The sequence below is a fragment of the Mycobacterium hackensackense genome, assembly GCF_025822555.1.
Taxonomy (GTDB): Bacteria; Actinomycetota; Actinomycetes; order Mycobacteriales; family Mycobacteriaceae; genus Mycobacterium; species Mycobacterium fluoranthenivorans.
The window spans coordinates 968,599-983,243 of sequence record NZ_JACKUC010000030.1; the positions used below are offsets into that span (position 1 = coordinate 968,599).

At 68.2% G+C, this 14,645-nt stretch carries 16 protein-coding genes; 8 read left to right on the forward strand and 8 right to left on the reverse strand.

Translation table 11 applies throughout. From position 1 onward, the window contains the following. The first annotated feature begins 142 nt into the window (after positions 1 to 142). Both H7J86_RS14040 and H7J86_RS14045 read left to right on the forward strand, forming a co-directional pair. Entirely contained in the window at positions 143 to 733 is a 591-nt protein-coding gene (locus tag H7J86_RS14040; protein WP_090359276.1) for a TetR/AcrR family transcriptional regulator, read from the forward strand. Between the two features lie 8 nt (positions 734 to 741). Next, positions 742 to 1,299 (forward strand): chorismate mutase, encoded by a 558-nt coding sequence (locus tag H7J86_RS14045; protein WP_267292944.1) that lies wholly within the window; start codon positions 742 to 744, stop codon positions 1,297 to 1,299. Here the strand turns inward: H7J86_RS14045 and H7J86_RS14050 are convergent. From H7J86_RS14050 to H7J86_RS14060, 3 genes are all read right to left on the reverse strand, one after another. Next, positions 1,285 to 1,701, reverse strand: coding sequence for a hypothetical protein (locus H7J86_RS14050; RefSeq protein WP_267291642.1), 417 nt, complete (start codon positions 1,699 to 1,701; stop codon positions 1,285 to 1,287). The two genes, H7J86_RS14045 and H7J86_RS14050, sit on opposite strands and share 15 nt — an antisense overlap. Before the next feature lie 45 nt (positions 1,702 to 1,746). Next, a complete protein-coding gene (locus H7J86_RS14055; protein WP_267291644.1) occupies positions 1,747 to 2,274 on the reverse strand; it encodes a hypothetical protein in 528 nt (175 codons plus the stop codon). Positions 2,275 to 2,395: 121 nt separating this feature from the next. Further along, positions 2,396 to 3,013 (reverse strand): DUF3159 domain-containing protein, encoded by a 618-nt coding sequence (locus tag H7J86_RS14060; RefSeq protein ID WP_187097638.1) that lies wholly within the window; start codon positions 3,011 to 3,013, stop codon positions 2,396 to 2,398. 97 nt (positions 3,014 to 3,110) lie between these two features. Between H7J86_RS14060 and H7J86_RS14065 the strand changes: the two genes are divergently transcribed. Together H7J86_RS14065 and H7J86_RS14070 are read left to right on the forward strand one after the other, a co-directional pair. Continuing rightward, positions 3,111 to 3,695: a TetR/AcrR family transcriptional regulator gene (locus tag H7J86_RS14065; protein ID WP_090359283.1), complete on the forward strand. Its 585-nt coding sequence runs from the start codon at positions 3,111 to 3,113 to the stop codon at positions 3,693 to 3,695. A gap of 25 nt (positions 3,696 to 3,720) precedes the next feature. Beyond that, positions 3,721 to 4,932 carry an acyl-CoA dehydrogenase family protein gene (locus tag H7J86_RS14070; protein ID WP_090359285.1) on the forward strand — a complete coding sequence of 404 codons (1,212 nt, stop codon included), beginning with the start codon at positions 3,721 to 3,723 and terminating at the stop codon, positions 4,930 to 4,932. A 3-nt stretch (positions 4,933 to 4,935) separates the two neighbouring features. On the opposite strand, the gene H7J86_RS14075 is transcribed toward H7J86_RS14070, so the two are convergent. After that, positions 4,936 to 6,156, reverse strand: coding sequence for a DUF7373 family lipoprotein (locus H7J86_RS14075; protein WP_090359287.1), 1,221 nt, complete (start codon positions 6,154 to 6,156; stop codon positions 4,936 to 4,938). Between the two features lie 20 nt (positions 6,157 to 6,176). Further along, on the reverse strand, positions 6,177 to 8,069 hold the full coding sequence (locus tag H7J86_RS14080) for a serine/threonine-protein kinase (RefSeq protein WP_267291646.1): 1,893 nt from the start codon (positions 8,067 to 8,069) through the stop codon (positions 6,177 to 6,179). 63 nt (positions 8,070 to 8,132) lie between these two features. Here H7J86_RS14080 and H7J86_RS14085 point away from each other — a divergent pair, with 63 nt between their 5' ends. Both H7J86_RS14085 and H7J86_RS14090 read left to right on the forward strand, forming a co-directional pair. Continuing rightward, positions 8,133 to 10,673 carry a DEAD/DEAH box helicase gene (locus tag H7J86_RS14085; protein ID WP_267291648.1) on the forward strand — a complete coding sequence of 847 codons (2,541 nt, stop codon included), beginning with the start codon at positions 8,133 to 8,135 and terminating at the stop codon, positions 10,671 to 10,673. 163 nt (positions 10,674 to 10,836) lie between these two features. Further along, a complete protein-coding gene (locus H7J86_RS14090; protein ID WP_267292946.1) occupies positions 10,837 to 11,529 on the forward strand; it encodes a cutinase family protein in 693 nt (230 codons plus the stop codon). Here the strand turns inward: H7J86_RS14090 and H7J86_RS14095 are convergent. Beyond that, positions 11,526 to 12,563 (reverse strand): LLM class F420-dependent oxidoreductase, encoded by a 1,038-nt coding sequence (locus H7J86_RS14095; RefSeq protein WP_267291650.1) that lies wholly within the window; start codon positions 12,561 to 12,563, stop codon positions 11,526 to 11,528. The two genes, H7J86_RS14090 and H7J86_RS14095, sit on opposite strands and share 4 nt — an antisense overlap. Continuing rightward, on the reverse strand, positions 12,560 to 12,991 hold the full coding sequence (locus H7J86_RS14100) for a nuclear transport factor 2 family protein (RefSeq protein ID WP_267291652.1): 432 nt from the start codon (positions 12,989 to 12,991) through the stop codon (positions 12,560 to 12,562). The genes H7J86_RS14095 and H7J86_RS14100 overlap by 4 nt, the downstream gene beginning before the upstream one ends. Positions 12,992 to 13,048: 57 nt before the next feature. On the opposite strand from H7J86_RS14100, the gene H7J86_RS14105 reads away from it, so the two are divergent. After that, entirely contained in the window at positions 13,049 to 13,624 is a 576-nt protein-coding gene (locus H7J86_RS14105; RefSeq protein ID WP_090359295.1) for a PadR family transcriptional regulator, read from the forward strand. Here the strand turns inward: H7J86_RS14105 and H7J86_RS14110 are convergent. Next, the gene (locus H7J86_RS14110; RefSeq protein ID WP_090359297.1) at positions 13,601 to 13,822 is read right to left on the reverse strand and encodes a hypothetical protein; all 222 of its coding nucleotides are present in this window, start codon (positions 13,820 to 13,822) and stop codon (positions 13,601 to 13,603) included. The genes H7J86_RS14105 and H7J86_RS14110 overlap by 24 nt on opposite strands. A 112-nt stretch (positions 13,823 to 13,934) precedes the next feature. Between H7J86_RS14110 and H7J86_RS14115 the strand changes: the two genes are divergently transcribed. Next, positions 13,935 to 14,618: a winged helix-turn-helix transcriptional regulator gene (locus tag H7J86_RS14115; RefSeq protein WP_090359299.1), complete on the forward strand. Its 684-nt coding sequence runs from the start codon at positions 13,935 to 13,937 to the stop codon at positions 14,616 to 14,618. Positions 14,619 to 14,645: the final 27 nt, after the last annotated feature.

Below are 14,645 nucleotides of genomic sequence, written 5' to 3' on the forward strand. Positions count from 1 at the left end.
TACTCGACTGGACGAGATTAGCCAATCGGCTAAGTTAGGACAAGACGAACGTCAAAGTCTGTGACGGCGGATACTGTCCGTGCGAAGATGCGCAGCAGGTCACAGCCAGATCAGGGACCAGATCCGGAAAGGAGGCGGTCGGATGGCCAAGCCAGTGGCTCAGCGCGGCTTCGCGCGTGAACGCGTCCTCGACGCCGCCCTCAATCTGTTCGCCGAGCGTGGCGTCAACGGCACCTCGCTGCAGATGATCGCCGACCACCTCGGCGTCAGCAAGGCCGCGATCTACTACCAGTTCCACACCAAGGACGACATCGTGCTGTCCGTGGTCCGCCCGGTGTTCGACGATATGGACCGGCTGGTCCGCATCGCCGAGACCATCTCCAATCCGGACTCCCGCCGCGACGCCACCATCAGCGGTTTCGTCGAGATGGCGATCCGGCACCGGCGCATCGGCACCTTGTTCTACGGCGATCCCGCGGTGCTCGAGCTCGTCCGGGCGCACAAGGAGTTCGAGGATTGCGGTGATCGCCTGCGCGAGCTCCTGATCGGCCCGACCGTCGACGTCGAGACCCGGGTCACGATCGGGATGATCACCGCGGGCATCTTCGGCAGCACCACCGAACCGCACCTGAGCGATATCTCCGACGGCGATCTGCACCGCATCCTGCTCGACCGTGCCCAGCGCCTGCTGGCGGTCGCCGCCCAACCCGGCACCGCCGCGCTGCGCGGGTGAGCACGGTGTTGCTGCGACGTATGGGCCTCGCCGCGCTGGCCGCCGTCAGCGTCGCGTCCGCGACACCGGGGGTGGCGCACGCGATGCCCAGTCCACTGGATGCCCTGGTCTCCGCGGCCGCGCAACGGCTGCAGGTCGCCGATCCTGTCGCCGCGGTCAAGTGGATCACCCACGGGGACATCGAGGATCCGGCGCGCGTCCAACAGGTGCTCGACGCCGTCGCCACGACGGCGCACACCCGCGGGATCGACGCCGATTACGTCCGGCGGATCTTCACCGACCAGATCCACGCCACCGAGGCGGTCGAGTACCGCCGGTTCGCGGAATGGAAACTCGACCCCGCCGCCGCGCCGCCGTCGGCGCCCGACCTGTCCGCGTCCCGGTCCCGCATCGACGCGCTGAACACGACGATCGTCGATGAACTTGCCGCACAATGGGACCTGTTGCATTCGCCGGCCTGCGTCCCGGCCCTGCGCGATGCAGCCGACACCGCGGCAACGACGTACGGCCTGGACCCGGACTACCGGGACGCGTTGGCCTTCGCGACCCACTCATACTGCGGCTGAGGTCGGCGCGCCTCGCTCACCCCGGCGCTGTTTGGCCACACCGAAAGTGGCCACCGTCCGCACCAGTTGCTCCAGATCTGCCACCCGCCCGACCGGGACGCCACCGGGCACCAGCCACACCGCGGGACCGCCCCGGGTGAGCTGCAGCTGGGGCACCGGTTCCCGCAGCACGGTGATCCGCGCACCGTCGCGCACGATCTGCGCCTGCAGCGGTGACCCGTCAGTTCGGATCACGGTGAGCGCAGCGCGGCTCTTGCACACTTCGAGGGTGCCTGTGCGGTACTGGCCGCCCAAGCCGATCTGGACCATATCGTCGACCAGCGGAACGGTGAGATACATGGTGCCGCTACGGATCTCGTCCAGATCAGGTACGCGAAGCAGCCAACGGGTGACAACAGGCATACCTTAATGGTAACGATTTTCAGTAATGCTGTGCCCGGCGACCCGTCAGCGGGCGCCCACCTCCGCGGGCAACGGCGGCGGCAGCGGCGTGGTGGACGTCGGTGTGGTGGAACTCGTGGAGGTCACCGTGGCGGTCACGGTCGTCGCGGTGCCACTTGTCGGGGTCCCCTGCGGTTCGTGCACATCGGTGAGCGGCTCGTTGCGGATGACGGTGCCGCTGGTGCTCACCTTCAGCCCGGTCGGGGTGACGGTGTAGGTGACGCCGTCGCTCTCGGCGACGTACCCGCCGTTCGAGGCGGTGGCGGTCAGAACCAGCTTGGCGCCGTCGCGCACCCGCACGCCGCGATATTCGTAGCCACCGCTGGCGGTCTTGCAGATGGCGATGCGCGAACTGGAGGTGCTGCCGAACAGGACCGCGACCGCGGGGGCACTGCACCGAGCTGTGGAGTCGACGTAGCCCTGACTGTCGCTGTCCGGAGCGGCGCCGGCCAACCCCGCCGCGGTCGCGAGCAGCGTCAGGCCCGCCGCGGCGGATGCGGCCAGGCGGACAACGGAGAGCGTGGAAGTAGGCATCACCTTCCACCTGACCACGACCCGGGTAATTGCGCGAGCGTCAACGCCGAGACACCACCGAATCGTTAAGTTCTCGCAACACGCTCGCGCTTGTGTCGGCCGCGACGCGGCTAACCGAAACTCAGCCCGGCCGCGGCACCGCCCTGATCGCGGTGCGGATCGCCAGGTAGATCAGCGAGGACGTGACGGCGAAGACGGGCCAGCCCATCGCGACCCGGGCGATGGCGAGCAACTCGGCCTGATTCGACTCGTACAGGTGGTACTGCACGAAGAACCTGGTCCAGGACACCAGTGCCATCACCACGGTGACGGCGTCGAAGGCCAGCCGTGCCCGCCGGATGGCGCGCCAGCTGTCGTCGCGGCCGGTGACCCGCGCCCAGACCACACCGACGAGTGGCCGCCGGATGAGCACCGACACCGTGAAGGCGATGGCCATGCCGAGATACATCCAGATGCCCGGGAGATAGAAGTCCCGGGCCTCACCGGTGACGAAAGCCAGGCCGGCGCACACCAGAACCCCGGCGAACCCGAACAGCGCGGGACGGGTGGAGGCACGGCGCACCAGTTGCCACACCAGGATCACCACCGCGACCCCGACCGCGGCGGCAACGGCGGGCACCAAGCCGGCAACGGCGGAGGTCGCCGCGAACACGGTGACCGGAAGGGCGGTGTGGATGAGCCCGCGAACGCCACCCGCGTGGGCCAGCAGGGTGGCGGCCGGCGACCGCGTCTCCGTCATGCCCACCGAGGGTACGTGGGCGGGCACCAAGATTTGCTGCCTCGCGCGTGAGTGAGTACTCTCTCACCTCGTGACCGTCTCCCGTCGCGATCAACTCATGGCCACCGCGCTGGCACTGTTCGCGGCCAAGGGTTATGGGGCGACGTCGGTGGCCGATATCCAACAGGCCGCGGGTCTGGCCCCCGGGTCCGGCGCTCTGTACAAGCACTTCAGCTCGAAGCGCGCCCTGCTGGAAGCGGCGATCACCAGCCGTATCGAGAAGATCGTGACCGCTCGAGAGGAATACGACTCGGGCGAACCGCAGGGCATGGTGGCCTCGGTCCGGATGGCGGGCCGGCTGATCTGGAGCAACCTGACCGAAAGCGAAGAGTTGCTGCGCGTCATGCTGCGCGAACCCGACGAGCTCGGCGACCTCGACGAGAAGACGTGGCAGATCATCACCGACAACGCCTATCAACGTTTCGCCGACGAGCTCACCCGGTTGAACACGTCGGGCCGCACCCGCATCCCCGATCCCGAGGCCGCCGCCGCGGTGGCCATCGCCTCGCTGAGCTACTTCGCCACGCTCCGCGCCCTGACCACCCGCACCCCGGGCAATGTCGACGACGACCGCTATTTCGAAGCCTGGGTCGACCAGACCACCGCCGTGCTGGAACGACACACCATCCCGAAGAATCCTTGAGCAGCAATCGAATTCAGGAGCAAGCATGACTTTCTCACTTCAACTGTCCGATGACGTCGTCGAGGTGCGCGACTGGGTGCACCAGTTCGCCGCCGAAATCGTCCGCCCCGCCGCATCCGAATGGGACGAGCGCGAGGAGACACCGTGGCCGATCATCGCCGAGGCGGCCAAGGTCGGCCTGTACTCCCCCGAATTCTTCGGGACGCAGGCCGCCGAGCCGAGCGGGCTGGGCTTCCTCACCGTCTTCGAGGAACTGTTCTGGGGTGACGCCGGTATCGCGCTGTCCATCCTGGGCACCGGCCTGGCCGCAGCGGCATTGGCCGGCAACGGAACTCCCGAGCAGATCGGCCAGTGGCTGCCGGCGATGTTCGGCACCCCGGGCGAACCCCAGCTGGGCGCGTTCTGCTCATCCGAGCCCGACGCCGGCTCCGACGTCGGCGCCATCCGCACCCGGGCCCGCTATGACGAGGCCACCCGCGAGTGGGTGCTCAACGGCACCAAGACCTGGGCCACCAACGGCGGGATCGCCAACGTGCACATCGTGGTCGCCTCGGTGTATCCGGAACTGGGATCCCGCGGGCAGGCCACCTTCATCATCCCGCCCGACACCCACGGTCTGACCCAGGGCCAGAAGTTCAAGAAGCACGGCATCCGCGCCTCGCACACCGCCGAGGTCGTCCTCGACAACGTCCGGCTGCCGGAAGACCTGATCCTCGGCGGCCGGGAAAAGTTCGAGGAGCGGGTGGCCCGGGTGAAATCGGGCGCCTCCGCCGGCGGTCAGGCCGCCATGAAGACCTTCGAGCGCACCCGCCCGACCGTCGGTGCGATGGCCGTGGGGGTGGCGCGCGCCGCCTACGAGTACGCGCTCGAGTACGCCAGCCAGCGGGAGCAGTTCGGCCGCAAGATCGGTGAGTTCCAGGCGGTCGCGTTCAAACTTGCGGATATGAAGTGCCGGATCGACGCCGCCCGGCTGCTGGTGTGGCGGGCCGGCTGGATGGCACGCAACAACCAGAGCTTCGACAGCGCCGAGGGCTCGATGGCCAAGCTGGTGGCCAGCGAGACCGCGGTCTACGTCACCGACGAGGCCATCCAGATCCTCGGCGGCAACGGCTACACCCGTGACTATCCGGTGGAACGCATGCACCGTGACGCGAAGATCTTCACCATCTTCGAAGGCACGAGTGAGATTCAGCGCCTGGTGATCTCACGCGCCATCACCGGACTGTCGATCCGGTAGCCCTCACTTCTGGGTGAGCAACACGTACTGGGCGGCCACCAACTGCTGGGTTTCGGGCAGCCCGACACCGTTCGCCTCGATCGCGTACTGGCCGGCCGGTGCCACGCAGTAGAAGCCCTTGGGGCGAGCCGCGCAATGACTCTGCGGCAGCGCCGGAACCTGGTCGGCCGGTTTCGCCCCCTGCAACAGCACCTCGTTGTCGAAACCCTTGGTGATGGCCTGCGCCGTCTGCGAATCGCGCGACTGGTAGACATTCGCCTGGCCCATCGCCACCGCCGTGACACCGGTATCGGCGAACAACTTCTTCGACGCGACGGGGTCGCTCTGGAAGTGCATGGCCGCACGGGCCGGGTACACGGAGTTCTTGGTCGGCTTGACCTCACCGGTGACCAGCACCGTGCGGGCCAGCAGGCCGGTCGGGTCCAGCGGAATCTGGGCCAATGCCGCCACATCCGTCGGCGTGAATCCGTCGATGACCGGGCCCTGCGTGGCGATCGCCTTGGCGACCAGCCCGGTGGCGGCGTCCGGGCCGGCCGAGGTCTGCGTCAGCTGGGTGAGCACGAAGGTCCCGTGCGGATTGAACGACCGCACCACGGTCCAGGGGTGATCCGATCCCTCCGGTGTGAAGGGATAGGAGACGGCCGTGGCTTCGGGGTGGCCGGGTATCGGCGTGCGCTCCGGCCGAACCCCACGGATCGGACTGGCTGCGGCGGCGTCGGCCATCGCGCCCGCCGCCGCGGCGGCGGCGGCCGGGTCCGGAAACCGCAACACCGCGTTGACCAGAACGGCCTGGTCCGATTTGCGGGCGGACGCGAAGCCGCCGACGAAGCCGTGGCTCTGGGCCGCCTCGGCAATGGCCTCCGGTCCCAGTTGGGCCAACACGGCCGGGGTGTCCATGACGTAGTACGTGCCCAGGTAAGGGTCGATCAGCGAGGCGTCGACATCCCACGGCCCGATCACGTACTCGGCCATGCGGCGCGCCTCGGCCGCGGCGCCCGCCTCCACAGATCCGGCCGCGCCCAACACCGGACGCGGTGCACTCAGGTAGTTGCCCACATTGAGCTGGTCGGGACTGATGACGGGCAGCGCCGAAGCCGTCGGTGCCGCAACCGAACTCGGCGCTGCCGGACCCTCGTTGGCGTGCGAACATGCGGCCAGCAGTACGACGGCGGCAAGCGTGAGGCCGTGTTTCGTGAGGCGGCGCAACGCATCTGGTGTAGTCATTGCGTTCCGACCCTAGCGGGTCAATCGCCGGTTCGGACGAACTTGTCGGTGAAATCGCCGCCCTTGCACTCACCACCGGTCGACACGTTCTGACCCTTTCCGCTGAGCACGGGGATCGGATCCTGCCCGTCGCCCGGCAACGGGTACTCGGCGGTGATCTTGGTGTGGGTCGTGCCGCCCATCGCGCAGGGCACGGTGCCCTCCTCGTCCCGCACCCATTTGCCGTCCGCGAACACCAGCGTCACCACACCGTCCATGGCGTGGAACGTGCTGATGCACCGATCGCCGGTGCGCAGGCAGTGGGTGCGGACCTGCAGGTCCGGCGCTCCGGGCGCGAAACCGCCCGCGGCGTAGACGGTGGACTCGTGGTAGCGCCCGTGCAACCCCGATGCCGGGGACGTCGTTCGCGGCGGCAGGGTCGCCGGGTCGGGCAGCGTGCTGCGCGCGTTCTCACCGGTGCGGGTGAACGTGACCGTCCGCTTGCCGCTACCGCAGTTGTTCGCCGTGGATCTGGTGGTCTCCCCGGTCAGGGTGCCGTCGGGCTGCGGGGTGAGGGTGTACACCACCCAGACCTCGGTGGGAACGTCGGGACACTGCACCGACGCGGTGGCCACGGCGACCCAGGCGCCGGCGATCTGGTCGAAGGTCATATCCGAGACGAGCACGATGCCGCTGTCCCCGACATAGGACGCGGTGGCGATGCAGCCGTTCGAACCGCACCCGGACCGGACATCGTAGGTGCCCGTCGTGGCTGCCGCCCCCGGAACCGGGTTGCCCTCCAGGTCGGTGCCCGGTCCGAAGTCGGCCCGGTACAAGCCGGTGAACCCCGATCCGGACGCCACCTGCGCGGTGGGGGCGGCCGGCGTGGCCGCCGGCTTACCGTCACGCGAGGACAACCGCACACCCGCGAAGACGGCGCCGGCGACCAGTACCAGGGCGAGCACCGACAGCACCGCCACCAGTGACTTGGAGATGCCCTTGGATCCCGGTTCCGGTTCCTGTTCCGCGGGCGGCTGAGTCGGCGGCGGTGGAGGTGGCGGGGTCGCGGGCAAGGTGGGATGACTTCGGGGCTCCGGCATCGGCGCCGCGAGCTGATATTGCAGCGCATGCGCGAACTCGCCGCAGGTGGGGTAACGGCCTTCCTTGGACTTGGCCATCGCCCGGGCCAACACCGGATCCAGCCCGCGCAGTTCCGGCCTGCGCTCACCCAGGGACGGCGCGGGCGCGGTGACGTGTTTGGTGATCACCACCGCAGGATTGCTGTCGGCATACGGCGTGATGCCGGTGAGTAGGTGAAACGCGGTGCACGCCAACGCATATTGATCGGTCCGGCCGTCCATCGGGTCGCCGCGCAGCTGCTCGGGTGCCGCATAGGCCACCGTGCCCACCGCCATGTTGGTCGCGGTCAGCTTCGTCGAGTCGTCCATCGGACGGGCGATGCCGAAATCCGCCAGATAGATGCGCGAGGTATCGGATTCCAGCAAGATGTTGGCCGGCTTGATATCTCGGTGCAGTAGGCCACGCTGATGCGCATAGTCCAGGGCCGAGGCGACACCGGCGATGATCGGCAATGCCACGTGGGCGGGCATCCCGTTCGGGTAGTGGTCGCGCAACAACCGGGCCGCATCGGTGCCCGCCACGTAGACCATGGAGATCCAGAGTTGCCCGTCGACCTCACCGCGGTCGTACACGCCGAGGATGTTGGGATGAGACAGGGTGGACACCAGGTCCGCCTCGCGCCGGAACCGCGGTGCGTACTCCGGATCGGCGGTGAGGGTCGCGGCCAGCACTTTCACCGCATCCTGGCGCGGCAACCTCGGATGGTCCGCGAGGTACACGCTGCCCATGCCGCCCGCGCCGAGCAACCGCCGGATGGTGTATCCGGCGAAAATCTGACCCTCGGTGAGCGACACGGGCAAATCGTATTCGACCCGTCGGATGAAAGCGTCAGGTCTGTCAGGCAGGCTGGACAGGACATGACCACCACTGCCGCCCTGCTCGAGGACCCCACCGACCTGACCGCCCTGCGGGCGCTGGGTGCCGATCCCGACGAATTGTTCGTCTCCTTCGCCGATTGGGCGCAGCGCTGCGGGACCACGCTCTACCCGGCGCAGGAAGAGGCGCTGATCGAATTGGTCAGCGGCGCCAATGTCGTGCTGGCCACCCCGACCGGGTCCGGGAAGTCGTTGGTGGCCACCGGTGCGCAGTACGCGGCGCTGGCCGGCGGCCGGCGCAGCTATTACACGGCGCCGATCAAAGCCTTGGTCAGTGAGAAGTTCTTCGCACTGTGCGACGTGTTCGGGGCGGCCAATGTCGGCATGCTCACCGGCGACGCGGCCGTCAACGCGGGTGCGCCGATCATCGCGTGCACCGCCGAGATCCTGGCCAATGTCGCGCTGCGCGAGGGCGGTCCGGAAAGCACGGCCACCGACCTCATCGTGATGGACGAGTTCCACTTCTACGGTGACCCCGACCGCGGCTGGGCCTGGCAGGTGCCGCTGCTGGAGTTGCCCCGTGCGCAGTTCCTGCTGATGTCGGCCACCCTGGGCGACGTCACCTTCCTCCGCGAAGACCTGACCCGGCGCACCGGCCGGCCCACGGCGCTGGTGGCCGGAGCGGAGCGGCCCGTGCCGCTGTTCTACTCCTACGCCACCACACCGATGCACGAGACCATCGGCGACCTGCTGAGCACCAAGCAGGTGCCCATCTACGTGGTGCATTTCACCCAGGCCTCCGCCCTGGAGCGGGCCCAGGCGCTGATGAGCGTGAACGTCTGCACCAAGGAGGAGAAGGCCGCGATCGCCGAGGCCATCGGCAACTTCCGTTTTTCGACGGCGTTCGGCACCACGCTGTCCCGGCTGGTGCGCCACGGTATCGGCGTGCACCACGCGGGCATGCTGCCCAAGTACCGGCGGCTGGTCGAACAGCTGGCGCAGGCCGGCCTGCTCAAGATCATCTGCGGCACCGACACGCTCGGCGTCGGTATCAACGTGCCCATCCGGACGGTGGTGTTCACCGCACTGTCGAAGTACGACGGCACCCGCACCCGACTGCTCAAGGCCCGGGAGTTCCATCAGATCGCCGGCCGGGCCGGCCGGGCCGGTTACGACACCGCGGGCACCGTCGTCGTGCAGGCCCCCGACCACGAGGTGGAGAACCTCAAACAGTTCGCCAAAGTGGCCGACGACCCCAAGAAGCGGCGAAAACTGGTGCGCCGCAAGGTACCCGAAGGCATGGTGCCGTGGAGTGAGGCGACCATGACACGGCTGGTCGAAGCCGCGCCCGAGCCGTTGACCAGCAATATGCGGGTGTCCACGGCCATGATCCTGGATGTCGTCGACCGGCCTGGGAACCCGTTCGAGTCCATGCGCCGGCTGCTCACCGACAACCACGAACCGCGCAAACGCCAGCTCAAGCTCATCCTGGAAGCGGTGGGCATCGCCCGCTCGCTGCTGCAGGCCGGGATCCTGGAACGGCTGCCCGAACCCGAGCCCGACGGCAGAAGGTACCGGCTGACCGTCGACCTACCGCCCGACTTCGCCCTCAACCAACCGCTGTCGACCTTCGCGCTGGCTGCCGTCGACGTGCTCGACACCGAAGCGCAAACCTATGCGCGCGACGTGGTTTCGGTGATCGAGGCCACGCTGGAGGATCCGCGCCAGATCCTGGCCGCGCAGTTGAACAAGGCCCGCGGCGAGGCCGTGGCGCAGATGAAGGCCGACGGCATCGAGTACGACGAGCGTATCGAGCTGCTCGACGAGGTGACCTATCCCAAACCGCTGCAAGAGATGCTCGAGTACACCTTCGGGGTGTACCTGCGCACCAATCCGTGGGCCGCCGACGGGAAACTCGCACCGAAGTCGATCGTGCGCGAGATGTGGGAGCGGGCGCAGACCTTCCGGGAGTTCGTCAGCGAATACGGCTTGACCAGATCGGAAGGAGCGGTGCTGCGCTACCTCTCCGACGCGTTCAAGGCGCTGCGGTCCGGGGTGGCCGCCACCGCACGTACCGAGGAGCTCGTCGATATCGTCGAGTGGCTCGGTGAGCTTGTGCGTCAGGTCGATTCGAGCCTGCTCGACGAATGGGAACAGCTCACCAGCGGTGACCAACCCGATGCCGCTCCGGTGACCGTGCCGGTGCGTGCGCTGACGGCCAACGAACGTGCGTTCACGGCGATGGTGCGTAACGCGCTGTTCCGGCGGGTCGAGTTGTTCGCACGCCGGCGCTGGGCAGATCTGGGCGCGCTGGATGGCGGTTCGGGTTGGCCGGCACACCGTTGGGAAGAGGTCGGGGCGGCGTATGCCCGCGAACATGACGACGTGGGCACCGGTGCCGACGCCCGGGGGCCTGCCCTGCTGATCTTCGACCGCCAACCCGAGGTGTGGCGGGTGCGGCAGATCCTCGACGACCCCGCCGGTGATCATGACTGGGGATTCGACATAGAGGTGGACCTGGCCGCATCGGATGAGGAAGGATTTCCGGTGGTGCGGATGACCGGTGCCGGGCGGCTCGACTGATCGTCACCGGGCAGCACGCCGTCTTGGGGGTTCGGATGAGGATTTCCTGGGTATTCCGTTCGTGCTTAGCGCGGGGCACTGGCGCCACCGCGGGTCGGGGACAAAGTGTGGAGCAGTTGTGAAAAATCGGATTGATCATTGGTTGGGCGCCGCGGCAGCGGCGGTGTGCGCGGCGGCGGGCTCACTCGCCGGCGCTGGTCAGGCTGTGGCAGATCCGGCCGGCGCGTGTCCGGACGTGCAAGTCGTCTTCGCGCGCGGGACGTTCGAGCCGGCAGGTATCGGCGGTACCGGCGGGGCGTTCGTGGATGCGCTCCGGGCCAAGACCCCGGGTAAGACGGTGGACGTCTACGCGGTGAACTACCCTGCCTCCCTCGATTTCTCGACGGCGGCCGATGGGGTGATCGACGCCAGCAACAAGGTGAAGGCCACCGCGTCCGCCTGCCCGGACACCAAGATCGTGCTCGGTGGCTTCTCGCAGGGTGCGGCGGTGGCCGCCTACATCACGGCCGATGCCGTGCCCGCGGGCTTCGCGCTGCCCTCGGGTCTCACCGGACCGATGCCGGCCTCGGTGGCCGATCACGTTGCCGCGGTGGCGCTGTTCGGCAAACCGTCCAGCGGCTTCCTGCAGATGATCTACACCGGCGCGCCACCGATCACCGTCGGCTCCCGGTACGCGGGCAAGACCGACGACCTGTGCATCCCGGAAGACCCGGTGTGCTCGCCGACCGGTCATGACCAGGGCGCCCACGGTTCGTACGCCGCCAGCGGCCTCACCGACCAGGCGGCCGACTACGTGGTCAGCCGGCTGGGCGGCCGTACCGCGGCCCAGCCCATCGACCAGGCCGGCCAGCGTTAAACCAGTTCGCGCAGCGTCTCGATCAGCTTGATCCGGGCGGCGGGCGTCTCGGCGATCGGCACGACGTTGAGTGCCGTCACGCCCGCCTCCCGGAACGCGGCGACCCGCTCCTTGACGAATCCCGCTGAGCCGATGAGCGAGACATCGCGGACCAGCTCGTCGGGCACCGCCTTGGCCGCGGCTTCCTTCTCGCCGGCCAGGTAGAGCTCCTGGATGCGGTCGGCCTGCGGTCCGTAGCCGTAGCTGGTGGCCAGCGAGTGGTAGAAGTTCTTGCCCTTCGCGCCCATCCCGCCGATGTACAGCGCCAGATGGGGTTTGACGAACTCGCGGAGCGGTTCGACGTCATCGCCGATGGCGAGCACCGGCCCGGCGTAGATGTCCAGTTCGCCCAGCGCCGGATCGCGCTTGGCACGCCCGGCCGTCAGCGCCCGGCCCCAGACTTCACCGGCCTTCTCCGGCAGGAAGAAGATCGGCTGCCAACCTTCGGCGATCTCGGCGGTCAGCTCGACGTTCTTGGGCCCCAGGGCGGCCAGCAGGATCGGGACCCGTTCCCGGACCGGCTCGTTGATCAGCTTGAGCGGTTTGCCCAGTCCGGTGCCGCGGTCCTTGGGCAGCGGGATGGTGTAGTGCTCACCGTCGAACTGCAGCCGTTCGCGACGCCAGACCTGCCGGCAGATCTGCACCACCTCGCGGGTCCGGGCGATCGGTGCGTCGTAGGGCACCCCGTGGAAGCCCTCGATGACCTGCGGCCCGGAGGCCCCCAGGCCGAGGATGAACCGGCCGTCGGAGACGTAATCCAGTCCGGCGGCCGTCATCGCGGTCAGGGTGGGGGTGCGGGTGTAGAGCTGCATGATGCCCGAGGCCAGTTGCACCCGTTCGGTGCTGGCCGCCAGATAGCCCAGTGCGCTCACCGCGTCGAACGAGTACGCCTCCGGGACGAACACGATGTCCAGGCCGGCGCGTTCGAGGTCGGCGACCTCGGCCGCGACCTCTTTGAATCCGCCGGCGTAGTTGATACCCAGTCCGATCTTCATGCGCCGTACTCTCCCCCGGGTCGCTGCGCTCCTGCCCCCAGGGAACCCTCCAGTGCTTCGGCCTGGATCTGCGGGAACTGGGCGGCCATCGCCTCGGACAGCGCCTGCGCCCCGGAGAGCGGGCGGACCATCACCATGAAGTCGTCGATGAGGCCGGCGTCGTTGGTGTGGATGAAGTCGCAACCGGTGATCTGTTTACCGGACACCGTCGCCTCGAAGACCAGCGCGTGATCGTGTCCGTCGTTGATCTCGCGGATGTAGCGGAAGTCCTCGAAGACCCGCAGCACCCCGCGCAGGATGGCCGCGGTGATCGGTTTGCCCGGATACGGCTTGAAGGCCACCGGGCTGGTGAACACCACATCGTCGGCCAGCTGGGCGGCCATCGCGTCGGGATCACGGGCTTCGACGGCTTGACGGAAGGGATGCATCCGGCACCTCACATAGTCACATTGTTGAATAGGTGTGGATGACAGTACAGTAGCCGGGTGGCACTACGCGACGCGGTGCTGGCCGCCCTGCTCGACGGTGAATCGTCGGGCTACGACCTGGCCAAGTCCTTCCACGCCTCGGTGGCCAACTTCTGGACCGCCACCCCACAACAGCTGTACCGAGAACTGGATCGGCTGGCCGCCGACGGCCTCATCGAAGCCCGGGTCGTCCAGCAGGAGCGTCGGCCCAACAAACGGATCTTCTCGCTGACACCAGCCGGGCACGCGGCCATCATGGCGTTCACCGCCGCACCGCCGAAACCCTCGATCTTCCGCGACGAGTTGCTCATCAAGGTCAACGCCCTCGACGGCGGTGACGCCACCGCCGTCCGCGGCCTGGTGGCCGAGCAGCTCGCATGGTCGCAGACCAAACTCGAACGCTACGAACGGATGCGGGTGCGCCTGCTCGCCGGCCGGGATGAGGACGACCATCTCGCCAACGGCACCCGGATCGGCCCCTACCTGACCCTGCTGCGTGGCATCGCCTTCGAAGAGGAGAACATCCGCTGGGCGCAGCGCACGCTGTCGGTGCTCGACAGGCGCGCGGGGTCAGAGCCGATACATCTCGCGTGACATCGCCGCCTCTTCGATGACGCGGTCCCGCCTGGGCGGGTAGTACCGCCGCCGTCGCGCCCCGGGGTCCGGCTGCCCGGACTCGGCGATCCATTCGCGCGCCAGCACGTGCCCCAACCTCATCACCAGGGTCATCACCAGCCGGCGGGCCGGCCCAGCTGTGCCGGCATGGGTTCCGGCACCGATCGATGCAGCCATGACATCTCCTCGTCGTCTCACCTGCCGGAAACCTAACATAAGAAATTGAAGTGCGCACTATCTTATTTCAGTTCGCACAACCATTAAGGAGCGCTGCGGTAGGCTTCTCGGCATGTCCCGGCGCAACTACGGTCAGTTCTGCGGTCTCGCCCACGCCCTCGATGTGGTGGGCGAACGCTGGACGCTGCTGATAGTCCGGGAGCTGGCCTCCGGGCCGAAGCGGTACACGCAGCTCGCGGACGCGCTGACCGGTATCGGCACCAGCCTGCTGGCCACCCGGGTCCGGCAGCTGGAGGCCGACGGCGTCGTCGCACGCAAGCTCATCCTCGACCAGCCCAATGCGGCGGTGGCCTACGAACTCACCCCGTCGGGCATCGAGCTCGCGAAGGCCACGGTCCCGCTCGCACTCTGGGGCGCGCGGCACCAGATGGCCGGCGTCGAGTCCGTCGAGGAGACCTTCCGCGCCGAGTGGGCGCTCGGCTTCCTGGCCGCCGCCGACGACGACGAGATACCCGCCGATTTCGCCGCGGTCTACCAGTTCCACATCGACGGCAGCACCGCCTGTCTGCACGTCCGCGACGGCCGGCTGCGGGTCAAGGCCGGCGCCGCTCCCGCGGCCGACGTCACCGTCCGAACCACCGCTGCGACGTTCCTCGCGATCGCCGGGCGACACGTCACCTTGGGTGAGGCCATCGCCAGGGGCGATCTGGAGGTCACCGGCGACGCCGACGCGATGGCCCAGCTGACCGGTATCGTCGAGCGGCGCCTGCCGGGCGGTGCGCCCCTGCGTGCCTGACTCCCCTGGCCTGGAACTCACGGACGT